General features: G+C 39.8%; 9 protein-coding genes, 3 tRNA genes and 2 rRNA genes (1 of these 14 running past the window's edge). 9 read left to right on the forward strand and 5 right to left on the reverse strand.

All coding sequences use genetic code 11. From position 1 onward, the window contains the following. Positions 1-3: 3 nt before the first annotated feature. A complete protein-coding gene (locus tag RBH95_RS03105; protein WP_307901275.1) occupies positions 4-828 on the reverse strand; it encodes a PAS domain-containing protein in 825 nt (274 codons plus the stop codon). Positions 829-1,095: 267 nt separating this feature from the next. Between RBH95_RS03105 and RBH95_RS03110 the strand changes: the two genes are divergently transcribed. Then, positions 1,096-1,428 carry a DUF2853 family protein gene (locus RBH95_RS03110; protein WP_307901276.1) on the forward strand — a complete coding sequence of 111 codons (333 nt, stop codon included), beginning with the start codon at positions 1,096-1,098 and terminating at the stop codon, positions 1,426-1,428. A gap of 54 nt (positions 1,429-1,482) precedes the next feature. Here RBH95_RS03110 and polA read toward each other — a convergent pair whose 3' ends face one another. Together polA and RBH95_RS03120 are read right to left on the reverse strand one after the other, a co-directional pair. Continuing rightward, positions 1,483-4,323, reverse strand: a complete 2,841-nt coding sequence (gene polA / locus RBH95_RS03115) for a DNA polymerase I (protein WP_307901277.1) — start codon at positions 4,321-4,323, stop codon at positions 1,483-1,485. 125 nt (positions 4,324-4,448) lie between these two features. Further along, positions 4,449-4,730, reverse strand: coding sequence for a hypothetical protein (locus RBH95_RS03120; RefSeq protein WP_307901278.1), 282 nt, complete (start codon positions 4,728-4,730; stop codon positions 4,449-4,451). A 173-nt stretch (positions 4,731-4,903) separates the two neighbouring features. On the opposite strand from RBH95_RS03120, the gene RBH95_RS03125 reads away from it, so the two are divergent. The 3 genes from RBH95_RS03125 (at position 4,904) to RBH95_RS03135 (ending at position 8,118) form a co-directional block, all read left to right on the forward strand. Beyond that, positions 4,904-6,316 carry an aldehyde dehydrogenase family protein gene (locus tag RBH95_RS03125; RefSeq protein ID WP_307901279.1) on the forward strand — a complete coding sequence of 471 codons (1,413 nt, stop codon included), beginning with the start codon at positions 4,904-4,906 and terminating at the stop codon, positions 6,314-6,316. A gap of 106 nt (positions 6,317-6,422) precedes the next feature. Continuing rightward, complete coding sequence (locus RBH95_RS03130; RefSeq protein WP_307901280.1) at positions 6,423-7,649, forward strand: metallophosphoesterase; 1,227 nt, start codon at positions 6,423-6,425, stop codon at positions 7,647-7,649. Positions 7,650-7,821: 172 nt separating this feature from the next. Continuing rightward, entirely contained in the window at positions 7,822-8,118 is a 297-nt protein-coding gene (locus tag RBH95_RS03135; protein WP_053976990.1) for a co-chaperone YbbN, read from the forward strand. A gap of 6 nt (positions 8,119-8,124) precedes the next feature. Here the strand turns inward: RBH95_RS03135 and RBH95_RS03140 are convergent, their stop codons facing one another. Together RBH95_RS03140 and RBH95_RS03145 are read right to left on the reverse strand one after the other, a co-directional pair. Beyond that, positions 8,125-8,787 carry a polysaccharide deacetylase family protein gene (locus RBH95_RS03140; protein ID WP_307901281.1) on the reverse strand — a complete coding sequence of 221 codons (663 nt, stop codon included), beginning with the start codon at positions 8,785-8,787 and terminating at the stop codon, positions 8,125-8,127. Positions 8,788-8,835: 48 nt separating this feature from the next. Beyond that, positions 8,836-12,153, reverse strand: a complete 3,318-nt coding sequence (locus RBH95_RS03145; RefSeq protein ID WP_307901282.1) for a DUF2723 domain-containing protein — start codon at positions 12,151-12,153, stop codon at positions 8,836-8,838. A 152-nt stretch (positions 12,154-12,305) separates the two neighbouring features. Here RBH95_RS03145 and RBH95_RS03150 point away from each other — a divergent pair. From RBH95_RS03150 to RBH95_RS03170, 5 genes are all read left to right on the forward strand, one after another. Then, positions 12,306-12,378 (forward strand) — tRNA-Gln (locus RBH95_RS03150). A gap of 1,154 nt (positions 12,379-13,532) precedes the next feature. Further along, positions 13,533-15,057 (forward strand): 16S ribosomal RNA (locus RBH95_RS03155). A gap of 149 nt (positions 15,058-15,206) precedes the next feature. Then, positions 15,207-15,280: transfer RNA gene (locus tag RBH95_RS03160), tRNA-Ile, on the forward strand. A 139-nt stretch (positions 15,281-15,419) separates the two neighbouring features. Then, positions 15,420-15,493, forward strand: a tRNA-Ala gene (locus tag RBH95_RS03165). A 108-nt stretch (positions 15,494-15,601) separates the two neighbouring features. Next, a 23S ribosomal RNA gene (locus RBH95_RS03170) occupies positions 15,602-15,733 on the forward strand; it runs 2,688 nt beyond the window's last position. The 16S and 23S rRNA genes sit together here with 2 tRNA genes alongside, the layout of an rRNA operon.

A 15,733-nucleotide genomic window follows, 5' to 3' on the forward strand; every position in this document is an offset into this window, starting at 1 on the left:
GTTTTAAAAGTCTCGGAAATGGCGTTTGCCCTCTTGCGCTTTTTGAAATTCAGACTTGCTTAAAATATTCTCGTTAAGGACCATGTCCGTTTTTATGAGTGAATCTAGAAAGGAGTTCATTAATTGTGGGTTGCGTCTCACTTCGTCATTAATGTAGTTATAGTCAATATTTATACAAATGGCACCAACCAGACCATCTTTTTCTTTATAGATTGGTATGGTGGTACATTTAAATTTTCGGGCTCCTATATTGAGTTCGTAATTGATTTTATCTTCATTTTGGGAATTCCGTCGCTTTAAGTCGAGTACCAAATTGGTGGCAGGGGCCTCTATATTGCGCCCCGTAACATTGTTTTTTATGTAATAAAGGGCCTTGGATGGATTGGTGAGGTTATGAAGCAATATTTCGATACCAGAATCAGGGAAACTATCCCCAATATGTTGTACGATGCGTTTATAGTTTTTTAGGTAATTAACAGATTCGTCCAAAATTTGGTCTCCCTTATATTTTTTATAGAGCTTGATGTATTTTTTTCTTTGAGGGGTTTTCAATAGATGCTTCACATTGTTCTGTTCCCCAATAAGTACTAATTGTCGTCCTGCTTGGTGATTGCTTGTTTTGAGGAGTTCGGTTACGGCTTGGTTAAACAGATCTAGGTCGAAACTCAAGATATGGTTTTCGTTTACCTTAAAGGGGTAGAATGGGTAATCTTCAAGAGGTGTCCCCTGTTGTTTTTTTCGTTCCCTAATACGCCCAATGATATAACCAAAACCTAGCATAATTAAGGAGGCAATAATGCTCAGGCCAATATTGATTAAACTTTCCATAGTTGTTTTGAGTTTTGGATGGTTAAGGTAAGGGTTGACTTAATGTTCCATAATTTACAAAAAAGTTTAATACTGAGATTATTAGGTCTATTTCTTAATTGTTGGATCAAAATTTTGTTGAAATAATAAGCTCTGTTCGTTAAGCAAAAGTTAATAATTTAAAAGGGTTAAAAAATAGATGAAATGAGAGTGAGGTAATGTGCTTTAAATTGTTTAATTTAATGCATCTATTTGAAAATCAATTATTAATCATAAAATTTTAAGAACATGAATGACGTAGAAGCAAAATTGTCAGAGCTTAAAGAAATTGCTGTGGGCCAATTGAACAAATGTGGTGTAAGTGATATTGACCATGCCCAATTGGACGGTTACGTAAATAGTTTAAAAACCATGGTCGACAACCATGATGCCTCCTTGGTAGCAGCCCAAGACCCTTCGGAGTTGGAAACGGTGCGTAGGAATTTTGTTGAAAAGAAGTTGGGGATCACCGATAAGGACAAGGCGATGGCGGCTATTACCAAAGTGGCCGAAACGATGTCTGAATTTAAAAATAAAAACAGACCTGCATTTTACTATCTCGTTGCAAAGGAATTGGGATAGAATATCTGTAGGGTAAAAAGAAAAAAGCTATCGAATTTCGATAGCTTTTTTGTGTTAATGGGCTTCCAGCCAGTTATCTCCAGTATCCAGCTCTACATCCAACGGGACTTCTAGAGTGTAGGCACTTTCCATTTCTGTTTTTACCAAGGTTTTAATGGTTTCCAATTCTGGTTTGTAAACATCAAATACCAATTCATCATGTACTTGTAGCAACATTTTTGTTTTATAATTGCCTTCTTCCAATTTCTTGTAAATATTAATCATAGCAATTTTAATAATGTCGGCAGCACTGCCTTGTATAGGGGCATTCACAGCATTACGTTCGGCTGCGCCACGCACTACAGCATTTCTTGAATTGATGTCCTTTAGGTAGCGGCGTCTCCCTAAAACGGTTTGTACATAGCCATGGTCCCTAGCAAAATCAACTTGTTCGCTTATGTAGCTTTTTAATTTAGGATAGGTAGCATAATAGGTGTCAATAAGTTCCTTGGCTTCGCTTCTAGAAAGATCGGTTTGGTTGCTCAGTCCAAAGGCCGACACGCCATAAATTATTCCAAAGTTGACAGTTTTTGCATTGCTACGTTGTTCTCTGGTTACTTCCTCAATAGGTACATTAAAGACTTTTGAAGCTGTGGAAGCGTGAATATCTTCACCATGTTTAAAAGCGTTGATCATGGTTTCTTCTTTGCTTAAAGCCGCAATGATTCGCAATTCTATTTGAGAATAATCAGCAGCCAGAAGGGTATAGTCTTCATTGCGTGGAATAAAGGCTTTTCGAACCTGCCTTCCGCGCTCGGTACGGATTGGAATGTTTTGTAGATTGGGGTTGTTGCTACTTAAGCGTCCAGTGGCGGCTACGGTTTGCATATAATCCGTATGCACTCTTCCCGTGGAAGGTTCTACCTGTTGAGGCAGGGCATCTACATAGGTGCTTTTTAATTTGCTTAGGCCGCGAAAATCCAAAATATGTTGAATGATTTCATGGTCTTTGGCGAGATAAGACAAAATATCTTCGGAAGTGGCATACTGACCTGTTTTGGTTTTTTTAGGTTTGTCTACCAATTTTAACTTATCAAATAGAATGTCTCCCAATTGTTTTGGAGAAGCAATGTTGAATTCTTCTCCAGCTTCTGTGTATATTTTTTGTTCAAGATCAGCGATGTCCTTATTAAGAGCTTCCGAAAGTTGCTTCAGAAAATCTTGGTCTAGGTTAATGCCTTCCAATTCCATGGCGGCCAAAACTCGTAAAAGTGGCACTTCAATGTCATCGAAGAGGGCTTGCGTGTTAGCAGCTCCTAATTCTTTGGCGAAGTGTTCTTTTAGTTGCAGGGTAATATCGGCATCTTCTACAGCATATTCGGTTTGTTTGTCCAAAGCTACCTGGCGCATGGATAATTGGTTCTTTCCCTTTTTTCCTATAAGACTTTCAATGGAAATAGGGGTGTAGTTAAGATAGGTTTCTGCCAACACGTCCATGTTGTGACGCATGTCTGGGTTGATGAGGTAATGTGCCAACATGGTATCGAACAGTTTGCCTTTTACCTGTATGTTGTATTTGGCCAAAACCTTAATGTCGTATTTAAGGTTCTGTCCTATTTTTTCAATAGTGTCACTTTCAAAAAACTCTCGGAACTGTTCAATCAATGTTTGGGCTTCACCTCGGTCTTCCGGAAAAGGTACATAAAAGCCTTTACCTACTTCCCATGAAAATGCTATTCCCACCAACTCTGCCGTCAAAGGATTGATGCTGGTAGTTTCGGTATCGAAACATACTGAAGTTTGTTGCATCAAGTTTTTGATTAATAACTTTATGGCCAAAGGACTATTGGTGCTTTGGTAAAAGTGAGAGGTAGAGATTGATGTGTTTCTAGTAAATTCTGTGGTTGTAGTAGGAGCATTGGAGTTGTCACCAAAAAGAGAAAATTGACCTGCTCCAGCCGTAGTTTGTTTGGATGAGGTTTCAGAGGAAGTCTTGCCTTCTGTTTGGCCGTCAGCAGAAGCGGTGTCTTCTTGGGGAGCAAAAGTCTTTACAAAATTGTCGATAAGTCTTCTAAATTCCAGTTCTTGGAAAATAGCTTTAACACCCTCAATGTCGGGTTCGGACATTTCAAAATCGGTCTCACAAAATTCAACAGGAACATCCAGTATGATGGTTGCTAGTTTTTTCGACATTAAGCCCAGTTCTTTGTTCGCCTCAATTTTTTCCTTCATTTTTCCTTTAAGCTCGTGGGTGCTGTCCAAGAGCTTTTCCATGCTGCCAAACTGTTTTAAAAACTTCTTGGCTGTTTTTTCTCCAACACCGGGAAGCCCTGGGATATTGTCTGAAGAATCTCCCATCATTCCTAAAAAGTCAATGACCTGAAGCGGGTCTTCTACTTCAAATTTATCCTTTACCTCAGGGATGCCCCAAGTTTCATAACCGCCGCCAAATACGGGACGGTACATAAAAATATTGTCCGATACCAATTGAGCAAAGTCTTTATCTGGGGTTACCATAAACGTTTGGTAGCCTTGTTTTTCGGCTTGTTTGGAAAGAGTTCCTATAATATCATCGGCTTCATAGCCTTCTTTCTCCATGATGGGAATATGCATGGATTTAAGAATGTCATGTATATAAGGCACTGCAATTCTAATGGCTTCAGGAGTTTCGTCACGGTTAGCTTTGTAGGCTTCAAACATTTCAACACGGTCGGCACTACCACCTTTATCAAAACATACGGCCAAGTGGTCTGGGCGTTCCCGTTTGATGACATCCAATAAGGAATTCATAAAGCCTAGGATTGCAGAGGTGTCTACTCCTTTTGAATTGATTCTGGGGTTTTTGATAAAAGCATAGTACCCTCTAAAAATAAGGGCGTAGGCATCGACTAAAAAAAGACGTTTAGGTGCTGACATGTATTTGTTTTTGAAAGAACTTCAAAACTACGAAAAGTTAGAGCCGAATAGAAATGTGGGTTGCGTTTATTGCATAAAAAAACCGAAGCGTAAACTTCGGGTTTTCCTTTTTGGCGGGTAATGCATTAGCAAAGCTTGATGGTCTTTGCCTTGATTTGGAGGCTTTTCTTGTAAGCTTTTACGCTAATGATATCATTACTTTTTTTATAATTTAGATCTAAAACCTGCATTTTAATAGTAGATTTTAGTTCAGTATTGTCTTTAATGTCCTTGTTGTTTTCGGTTTTACTGGCCGAAGTTTCCACAATTATTTTAGTATCTTGTTTTAAGTTTTCAGTAGTATTGTTTTGTCCAATTAAAAGGATTGGAAGAAATCCTAATACTAAAAATGCGATAACTTTTTTCATGACCTAAAAGGAGTTTTTGTTTGTATTGCAAGTCAAAGAAACATAACTGATACGGTTACAGTAAATTAATTAGATGAAAAACGTCGATAAATGGATTATCTGAAATGGCACACCAAAAACATCGATGAAATGCATATTGATGATATTCAACACACTATTTAAGAAAGATTTCTATGTCACAAAACATAATCAACAAGTACAAGCCCTTGTTTGAGAAGCAAAATGCAAATCAATTCCACATAGGAAATACCAATTACAAAACCCGAATTCAAAAACTGAAAAAGCTACAGAACGCTCTTGAGTATACCTACAGAGAAGCTATTCAAAAGGCTTTGTACAATGATTTTAAAAAGCCCTTTGCTGAAACCGATCTTACAGAAATCTATCCAGTGGTAAGTGAAATTAAGTTTGCTTGCAAGCATTTAAAACAGTGGCTCAAACCTCAAAAAGTGGAAACACCAATGGCTTTGTTGGGGACGTCCTCATGGTACCAACATGAACCAAAAGGTGTCTGTTTGATTATGGCGCCTTGGAACTTCCCTTTGAATCTTACGTTTGGGCCGTTGGTATCCGCTATTGCAGCGGGGAATACGGTGGTTTTAAAACCTTCGGAAATGACACCGCATATTTCGCAAGTGATGGAAGCGATTATTGCAGATTTATTTTTGGAGGAAGAAGTTGCTTTAGTGCAGGGAGATGTTGAAGTGTCTCAGGAATTACTAAAATTACCATTCAACCATATCTTTTTTACGGGGTCACCGGGGGTAGGAAAGTTGGTCATGAAAGCTGCTTCAGAACATTTAACGTCGGTTACCTTGGAATTGGGAGGGAAATCGCCCACAATTATTGATGACACGGCCAACCTAAAACTGGCAGCCAAAAGGATTGCTTGGGGAAAGTTCATTAACAACGGACAAATTTGTTTATCGCCAGATTATGTTTTGGTCAAAGAATCGGTAAAAGCTGCTTTTATTGAGGCCTTAAAACTCCAATTGGAATCATTTTATACAAAGAATCCACAGGAATCATCGGCTTATTGTAGAGTGGTGAACGGAAAACATTTTGAAAGGTTGGTTGGGCATTTGGAAGAAGCTAAGAGTCTTAAGGCTACGTTTGATATTGGTGGAGAAGCTATAAAGGAAGATTGCTATATCGCCCCCACGGTGGTTAGCAACTTGCCGGACGAGGCTAGTCTGTTGCAGGAAGAGATTTTTGGTCCTATTTTGCCTATTAAAACCTATAATACGGTTGAGGATATTTTGGAATATGTCAATGCTAAATCCAAACCTTTGGCGCTGTATATCTACAGTAAAAACCAACGCTTTACTGACCAAGTTTTAAAGAATACCAGAGCAGGAAGTACGGCCATTAATACCAATGTGCTGCAATATTCCAACCATTATTTGCCGTTTGGAGGGAGTAACACCAGTGGCATTGGTAAAAGTCATGGGTATTTTGGGTTTCAGGAGTTTTCAAATCAGCGGGCGGTTTTAAAACAGCATACTGCAGGAGCCATAGAACTGTTGTTTCCTCCGTATACATCCTTTAAGCAGAAATTAATCAATATGACCATTAAGTGGTTTTAATGAAATAGTTCATCTTGAAAGCACTAAAATCTTAAGGTATAGTTAAATATGCTTACGTGGGTGGCAATACCATTAAAATGAGGTTATCTTTGAGCAAATTTGAATTATGGTTCGTTGGATTATTTTCGGGATTGTTTATGCGCTGTTGACTGCTTATGGGTTTCAGGCCATTAAAACAATTTTTAAATATAACTGGGTGCAATATGTCTTCATTGCCATCGCCCTCCTCGTTTTAGGAAACTTTATCTTCCAATTTGTTGCTGGGCCTGAAGGGCGTGTATTGACGCAGTCCAAAAGTTATGCCTTTGGGTTTTTGTTGGTGTTCATGTCTTTTAACATTGTAGTGGTTCCTATTCTTTTGGGTGAAGATATTTTGAGGCTGATTTTTGGAGTATATGATAAATACGCCTCAGGAAAAGAGTCGCTTTATATTCCTTCTAGGCGAAAGTTTGTAAGTCAGTTGGCGCTTGGTTTGGCAACCATTCCTTTTTCATCCTTATTGTACGGTATGTATAAAGGGAAGTATGATTATAGAGTGTTGAAATATACGCTGCATTTTGAAGATCTTCCCGAAGCTTTTGACGGCTATAGGATAACTCAGATTAGCGATGTGCACAGTGGAAGTTTTGATGACAGAAACAAGGTGGCCTATGGTATTGACCTTATCAAAAAGCAGGAGAGCGACATGATTTTGTTCACCGGTGATATGGTGAACAACAAGGCCGAAGAAATGCATGATTGGAAGGACCTGTTTGGACAACTGGAAGCCAAGGACGGTGTGTATTCGGTATTGGGAAATCATGATTACGGGGATTACGTTGAATGGAATTCCGAAGCAGACAAACATGCCAATTTGGAAGAATTAAAGCAAATCCAAAAGGATATGGGCTTTGATTTGTTGTTGAACGAAAGCCGTTTTATAGAAAAAAATGGGCAGCGTTTGGCACTTGTTGGAGTTGAAAATTGGGGGAGAGGGCCGTTTAAAAAGGCTGGTGATCTTAAAAAAGCAGTGGAAGCTGTTGAAGAAAATGACTTTAAAATATTGATGAGTCATGATCCATCCCATTGGGAGGATGTGGTGGTTCATGATGACTATCATTACCATTTAACCTTGAGTGGTCATACCCATGGCATGCAATTTGGGATAGAAATTCCGGGCTGGGTGAAGTGGAGTCCTGCCAAATGGCGATATAAATATTGGGCAGGTATTTATGAACAAATGGGTCAATACATAAATGTAAACCGAGGATTTGGTTATTTAGGATTTCCTGGGCGTACTGGCATTTGGCCAGAAGTGACCGTTATTGAGCTGAAGAAGGGAACGGTTTCTTAAGTTTAACCCAGATGATTCTTTAAGAAACTTGCAAATTGTTTAACAAATGATAAGAACGGATTGTTTTTATTGATAGAAACTAGTAGAAACCTTACAATTTTTAAACGATATTGTTTAAATTGGGAAAATATATGTAGGTTTGTATAACTGATTTGGCCTAAAACGTTTATGTATGTCAAAATTTGGGGAATTAATAGATGTTGATATCCCGGTTCTATTGGATTTTTTCACAGAATGGAGTGAACCATCTATAGCCATGCATCCTGTACTTAGGGATGTGGCTGCGGCCCTTGGAGATAAAGCCAAGGTCATCAAAATTGATGTTGACAAAAATAAGGAGCTTGCCGATGCCCTTAGAGTAAAAGGTCTCCCTACTTTAATCATCTATAAAAACGGTGAGATGAAGTGGCGCCACAGTGGGGAGCAGGATGCCAATACACTTATCGGTATTATTCAAGAATTTATTTAAAAATCTTTATAGGGATTTAAAAGTGTATCCCAGTTGTTTGAAGTGCTCCAGAACTTTTGGAAGCACATAACTCATATTTCTGTTTGCCTTTACGCTATCGTGAAACACCACAATGCTGCCATCTTTTGCTTTTGAAATTACATATTCCAAACATTGTTCTTTGGAAATGTCTTTGTCCCAATCATAAGAAATCACATCCCACATGATAATTTTATAACCATGCTCTAACAAAACCTCGGTTTGCGAAGGTTTTATTTTGCCGTAGGGGGGTCTGAATAATTTTGGTGCTAAAAGAGAAGTTTTGCTGTGGCCAAGTTGGTCACTTTCGATATCTATGATCTGTTGGGCCTTTAATGTGTTTTCCAGATAGTATTCGGTTTCCGTTTTCCATCCTTTAAGATGGTTGAAGGTGTGGTTGCCGATGCGATGTCCTTCCTCTAAAACTTTGTGGAATATCTCAGGGTATTTTTTGATGTTGTCCCCAATGCAGAAAAATGTGGCTTTAGCTTCAAACTCTTTGAGAACGTTCAAAGTCCACTCTGTAATCTCCGGAGTAGGGCCATCGTCGAAGGTGAGATAGAGGTTTTTTTCCCCGGAAGGCATGTCCCAAACATAGTTTGGGAACATTCGCTTCAATACTTCCGGTGTTTTTATAGGTGCTACTTTCATGTAAGGGGGTCTTTAAAAAGCAATCCCAAGTGGCATGATATGTTAGCTTTATTCTTCCAATTTTAAAATGCTGTCTATGCTATCTACAGCAATATCCTCATCTTCAATCAAGGTTTCTACAGCTGGTTCTTCATCGGTAAAATGCCCAAAGAGTTTCAGATAATTGTTGAATTTTTGGGTTTCTTCCATGGCAAAATCCTTGTCGTTGTAGATTACCAAGATGTCTACCAAACTTCTGTAACGTTCAATATCTGTAACAATTTCATCCAAATAGCGCGTTTGGTTTTCTACACTCAAGCCACTGTAATAAGTGAGTTTTTCTTGGTACTTTTTGGAAACATCCTTGTAGAGTTTTCGGCCTTTTTCTTCTTTGCCAATTTCATAGTAAGCACTAATGTACGGCTCCAATAAAGTATAGTATCCAAAGATGTCTACGGGCATTTTTTCCATGGCTAAATCGGCAACTTTTTCGGCACGCTCGTAGTCTTTCTCATTGATTAATTGTTCGATGAGTCTGGCAAGGTTTCCTCGGTAAGTAATTCCATTTTTACGAGTTTCTACATCGTGATAAATATCGGTGCCGCTATTACCCCAATCCCAAGACATTACTTTGTCGTACATTAAATCACTATCTACACGACCCATATCAAACGGATTTGCTCTGTCTATAGGTGTTTTTATAGGTACTAATTTATAGCATAAACCATCTAGTTGCAGATAATCTTTCATCCAGATATAATCTTCATCTCCAAAAGCGCCGCCCGTGAAATAGATAGGGCGTTCCCAATTGTTGTTGGCAATAATATCCAGCATCATCAATCTGTTTTTGTAGATAGCCCCTGAAGAGATGCGCACATCAATGTAAGGTACAATCTTGTCTGCATCTTTTTCCTTTACGATTCCGTTTCTTAAAACCGCTTCCTTATCTACCGGAATTCTAATATTTTCTGTAGGGAAGTAATTTGAATTCAATAAGTTTTCTGGGTAATAACTTGGATCTTCACCTTCTTGTTGCAACCTAAACTTAAATTTAGCTTTAGGACTATCGCTTGTAACAAAGTTCAAAAAGTCTTTTATTGATACGGTGTCGTTGGAGATTCGTCTTTTCAAAATAACATCTCTTGTACCATATTTATACTTGTCATGCGTAAGTTGAGAAGGAATTGGATCGCTCTCATAAGCCTTTCGTTTCATTTGGTCGATATACCAGTCGGTTTGGAACAAACTGGTGTTAACCACTCTTACATCTGTTCGGATACCTTCAATTTCCTGGGCATACCATAGCGGGAAACTGTCATTGTCGCCAATGGTAAACAAAATGGCATTAGGCGCACAGGATTCCAAATATTGCGCCGCCATGGCATGGGCCGTACGTTTATTGGATCTATCATGGTCATCCCAATTGTTGGCAGCCAAAATAGCTGGTACCAGTGCAAGGCAAGCGGTGGTAATGGCGGGAGCTAGAAATTTTGATTTACTAAAGTTTTTCAAAACATCATAAATTGCATACACTCCAAATCCTATCCAAATTGCAAACACATAGAAAGAACCTACTACGGAATAATCACGCTCTCGAGGTTCAAATGGTCTTACATTGGTGTAGAACTGGATGGCCAAACCTGTAAACAGGAAGAATACCAGCATGGTCCAGAAGGTTTTCTTGTCTTTGTTCAATAGGAACATAAAACCAATAAGCCCTAAAAGAAATGGTAGGAAGTAATAGGTGTTGCGTCCTTTGTTGTTCAATACATCACTAGGAAGATTGTCCTGGGACATACCCAAATGTATTTCGTCAATTAACTTGATGCCGCTGATCCAATTTCCGTGAAGGTCATCAAATTTCCCTTGAATATCATCTTGCTTTCCAACAAAGTTCCACATAAAATATCTCCAATACATGTACCCAAGTTGGTATTCCAACATATAGCTGATGTTTTTTCCTAGGGAAGGCTTTTCAATGTCCAAGAATTGTTGTCCGTATTGTTTTAGGAAATTGTGGTAGCCTTCATAATCTATTTGACCTTCTGCCACCCGACGTCTAAAATCATTAACCAGGGCGCGCACCTCATTTTCCATTTGGTACTCTGGCTTTATCTTAAAATCCAAAAGCCCGGTAAAGCGCATGTAGTTTTCGGCATGCTCTGTACTCCACATTCTTGGCAGTAAGGCGGCTTGGGTTGAGTTGTAGTTTTGCTTTGCGTTTTTGTAATTGTTTACAACAACGTATTTTCCCTTTTCATAGTCCTTTTCATATTTTGGTTTGTCGTCAATAAAAGGTTGGTTTTCGTCATAGCCCGTATATTGGTCTGTAAACAGTGGTCCATAGAAAAGGTGAGTTTCCGGATATTGCTCAAGGTTATAATAGGCCAAAAGCTCTCGGGCACTGGAAGGGTTATTCTCATTAATAATGGTGTTGGCATTGGCTCTAATAGGAAGCATTAACCAAGATGAAAAACCTATAATTATAAAGGTAAGACATAAAATACCAGTATTTAAATGTTTGTAGCCTTTGTCACGGGTATATTTCAGTCCAAAGTAAATCAAGGCAATCAATACTATACCTGCAATAATAGATCCTGAATTAAATGGTAATCCAACAGTGTTTACAAAAAACAGCTCTGATGCACTAAAGGCTCTCATGATATTTGGAGCTAATAATTTAAAGATGAACAATAAAATGGCAATAGCAACGGCATTGGCAATGATAAAATTCTTAACTGTTACAGTTTTGTAGTTCTTAAAAAAGTAGATCAAACCAATGGCAGGAATGGTCAATAACCCCATAAAGTGAACACCAAAGGAAAGTCCAATAATAAAAGCAATTAAAATGAGCCAGCGATTTCCTCTAGGAGTATGCATATCCTGTTCCCACCGTAATCCCAACCAGAACATAACGGACATAATAAGAGTGGCCATGGCATATACTTCGGTTTCCACAGCATTGAACCAAAAGGAATCTGTGAATGTAAAAGCAAGACTTCCTACCAAACTGCTTCCTAAAATGGCCATTGCAGCTTGTTGAGTCATGCCTTCTTCATCCTCCTTTACCAACTTTTTTAATAATAAGGTAATGGTCCAAAACATAAATAAAATCGTGAAGGCACTGGATACGGCGCTCATCATGTTTAACATCATGCCTATCTGAGAAGGTTCAAATGCAAATATGGAGAAAAAGGCTCCTAACATTTGAAATAACGGGGCTCCCGGCGGGTGTCCAACTTGAAGTTTTGAAGAGGTTAATATGTATTCTCCAGCATCCCAAAAGCTTACAGTAGGTTCGATGGTTAAAGCGTAAGTAATAAGAGCTATAGTAAAAGTGATCCATCCTAGGATGGTATTCCATTTCTTGAAGTTGAAATGTGTCATAAGATGTTGTCTATTGTTGCGGACGAATTTAGTAATAAATATCATAAACACTATGGCTTTTAGGTAAACCTTAAGTTGATTGAAAAATTTTTTAAAAAAACTTTTGCGCATGTCAAAGATTGTATTAAATTTGCACTCGCAAAACAAAGCGATGGCCTATGGTGTAACTGGCAACACGTCTGGTTTTGGTCCAGAAGAGTCTAGGTTCGAGCCCTAGTAGGCCAACAAAAGCCTCCCGATTTCGGGAGGCTTTTTTGTTTTAGTATATTTTGTGATTTGTTTTTAAGTTTCATTGTATTGAAATATTCATTTAAATGAAAGTAATGTTGCAGCTCACTTGGGTCTACTTTCTATCTTGAGAATCTTTGGAGTTTTTGAGTTCTACTTATGAAAAAGCATTTCTATATTCATTTTTGGTGTTATTTATTTCCTGTTCAAGGTGAGGGCTTGGATAATGTAGTTGGCAACTGGTGAGCCACCGAAAGATATTAAGATGGTCACTTGGTTGCTTTGGGTTGTGTAGAGAAATGTTTAAAGGGTGAAGAAGACGGTGTTTATCTTTGAAGATTTAAAGATGATGCCGCTGTGATGGAAAGTTGTTATTCGGAGCCGACCATAAATCTATATGGAAGAAAAACGGTGATGACTATGAATTTTCTACTAATCGAGACAATTATTTGTTTGGTTTAGGGGCTATTGTGAATGAGAATTGATTGTTGATTATCCCTCCATTGATATCAAAATAGTTTTTACTCAGTATTAAAAGATGTTTCTTCATTCGGAATAATGGTGGGTGAATAGAAGTTTTTCCTGTTTTGGAATATCCTTTATATATATGACAAAGGGCTATTTTGTATTTATGCAGGCTGTACACACTATATATAGTATGTATTCAAAAAGGGGGTATCTAGAAAGCTCAATACGCCATTTCCTATAAACCATAAAATATTTCCGCAACCAAACACTTCAATTTTAGACTTCTAAAATCCCTATCTCAAAATATTTTTCAAAACCACAAAAAAAGAGTTGCACATATCCAAAAAGGCGGTATATTTGCACCCGCAAAAACAGCGAGTGCTGTTGGAGCGAAAGAAGTTCATTGAGAGTATCGGTTATAGGGATTTTGAGAGGCGATTGCGCCACGAAAAAAAAACTTTTAAAAAAAAATAACCGAACTGTTTGTGAGACTCAAAAAAGGGTTCTATATTTGCACCCGCTTAAGCGCTGAGCTTAGGAAAAACAAAGAAGACAAGTTCATTAACATATTGAATTGACAGCGTAAGATTGGATCTTTTATAAGATCTGGTCAAACAAAGAACAAGCCATTTTGAGAACCAAGAAAATTCCGTTTCGGGAGTCTGAATAATATTTAAGATTTAACGATGAAGAGTTTGATCCTGGCTCAGGATGAACGCTAGCGGCAGGCCTAACACATGCAAGTCGAACGGCAGCGGGGAAAAGCTTGCTTTTCCGCCGGCGAGTGGCGCACGGGTGCGTAACGCGTATGCAACCTACCTCTTACAGGGGGATAGCCCAGAGAAATTTGGATTAATACCCCGTAGTATACCGATGTGGCATCACAATGGTATTAAAGTTTCGGCGGTAAGAGATGGGCATGCGTTCTATTAGCTAGTAGGTGTGGTAACGGCACACCTAGGCGACGATAGATAGGGGCCCTGAGAGGGGGATCCCCCACACTGGTACTGAGACACGGACCAGACTCCTACGGGAGGCAGCAGTGAGGAATATTGGACAATGGGCGGGAGCCTGATCCAGCCATGCCGCGTGCAGGAAGACTGCCCTATGGGTTGTAAACTGCTTTTGTACGGGAAGAAACACTCCTACGTGTAGGAGCTTGACGGTACCGTAAGAATAAGGATCGGCTAACTCCGTGCCAGCAGCCGCGGTAATACGGAGGATCCAAGCGTTATCCGGAATCATTGGGTTTAAAGGGTCCGTAGGTGGACCGGTAAGTCAGGGGTGAAAGCCTGCAGCTCAACTGTAGAACTGCCCTTGATACTGTCGGTCTTGAGTCGTTGTGAAGTGGTTAGAATATGTAGTGTAGCGGTGAAATGCATAGATATTACATAGAATACCGATTGCGAAGGCAGATCACTAACAACGTACTGACACTGATGGACGAAAGCGTGGGGAGCGAACAGGATTAGATACCCTGGTAGTCCACGCCGTAAACGATGGTCACTAGCTGTTCGGACTTCGGTCTGAGTGGCTAAGCGAAAGTGATAAGTGACCCACCTGGGGAGTACGTTCGCAAGAATGAAACTCAAAGGAATTGACGGGGGCCCGCACAAGCGGTGGAGCATGTGGTTTAATTCGATGATACGCGAGGAACCTTACCAGGGCTTAAATGTAAGTTGCATGATCTGGAAACAGACTTTCTTCGGACTACTTACAAGGTGCTGCATGGTTGTCGTCAGCTCGTGCCGTGAGGTGTCAGGTTAAGTCCTATAACGAGCGCAACCCCTGTTGTTAGTTGCCATCGGGTCATGCCGGGAACTCTAACAAGACTGCCGGTGCAAACCGCGAGGAAGGTGGGGATGACGTCAAATCATCACGGCCCTTACGTCCTGGGCTACACACGTGCTACAATGGTAGGTACAGAGGGCAGCCACTGCGCGAGCAGGAGCGAATCCACAAAACCTATCACAGTTCGGATCGGAGTCTGCAACTCGACTCCGTGAAGCTGGAATCGCTAGTAATCGGATATCAGCCATGATCCGGTGAATACGTTCCCGGGCCTTGTACACACCGCCCGTCAAGCCATGGAAGCCGGGAGTGCCTGAAGTCCGTCACCGCGAGGAGCGGCCTAGGGTAAAATTGGTAACTAGGGCTAAGTCGTAACAAGGTAGCCGTACCGGAAGGTGCGGCTGGAACACCTCCTTTCTAGAGAAAGACGACGAAACTGGAAAAAGGAGCTTAAGGTGCGCCTGTTCTTTAGCTGTTAATTTAAAACATGGAAACAAGATGACAAGAAGCAAGAGCCAAGACTTTAGGTCTTGAATCTTGAGTCTAGAAGTCTTGAGTCTGCAAACAGTCTCATAGCTCAGCTGGTTAGAGCGCTACACTGATAATGTAGAGGTCGGCAGTTCGAGTCTGCCTGAGACTACAAAATCCAATGATCAGTTGCCAATAGGCAATTAACAATTGGAAATAAGTTCATTAAAAACTGAAAGGAAATTTTAGAGGTTGAGTAGCCGTTATAAGTACTGTTAACTGATAACTGTTAACTGACAGCTAAAGATAACGGGGGATTAGCTCAGCTGGCTAGAGCGCCTGCCTTGCACGCAGGAGGTCATCGGTTCGACTCCGATATTCTCCACGAGTCCCTAAGGGACAGAAGTTCATTGACATATTGGAAAGATATACATGAAAAATAAAATGTTATTGTAACGAGCAATAACGTAACTCATTAAAAAGACAAAAAGTACAATAAGCTAAACAAGGGCGTATGGGGAATGCCTAGGCTCTCAGAGGCGAAGAAGGACGTGATAAGCTGCGAAAAGCTGCGGGGATCGGCACATACGATTTGATCCGCAGATATCCGAATGGGGCAACCCAC

The sequence above is a fragment of the Mangrovimonas sp. YM274 genome, from assembly GCF_030908385.1.
Classification (GTDB): domain Bacteria; phylum Bacteroidota; class Bacteroidia; order Flavobacteriales; family Flavobacteriaceae; genus Mangrovimonas_A.

Bases quoted from the DNA above. Each gene is read 5' to 3' on its own strand.
- RBH95_RS03130 (WP_307901280.1), top strand. From the start codon at position 6,423: ATGGTTCGTTGGATTATTTTCGGGATTGTTTATGCGCTGTTGACTGCT.
- RBH95_RS03110 (WP_307901276.1), top strand. From the start codon at position 1,096: ATGAATGACGTAGAAGCAAAATTGTCAGAGCTTAAAGAAATTGCTGTG.
- RBH95_RS03145 (WP_307901282.1), bottom strand. From the start codon at position 12,153: ATGACACATTTCAACTTCAAGAAATGGAATACCATCCTAGGATGGATC.
- RBH95_RS03120 (WP_307901278.1), bottom strand. From the start codon at position 4,730: ATGAAAAAAGTTATCGCATTTTTAGTATTAGGATTTCTTCCAATCCTT.
- RBH95_RS03125 (WP_307901279.1), top strand. From the start codon at position 4,904: ATGTCACAAAACATAATCAACAAGTACAAGCCCTTGTTTGAGAAGCAA.
- RBH95_RS03135 (WP_053976990.1), top strand. From the start codon at position 7,822: ATGTCAAAATTTGGGGAATTAATAGATGTTGATATCCCGGTTCTATTG.
- RBH95_RS03140 (WP_307901281.1), bottom strand. From the start codon at position 8,787: ATGAAAGTAGCACCTATAAAAACACCGGAAGTATTGAAGCGAATGTTC.
- RBH95_RS03105 (WP_307901275.1), bottom strand. From the start codon at position 828: ATGGAAAGTTTAATCAATATTGGCCTGAGCATTATTGCCTCCTTAATT.
- polA (WP_307901277.1), bottom strand. From the start codon at position 4,323: ATGTCAGCACCTAAACGTCTTTTTTTAGTCGATGCCTACGCCCTTATT.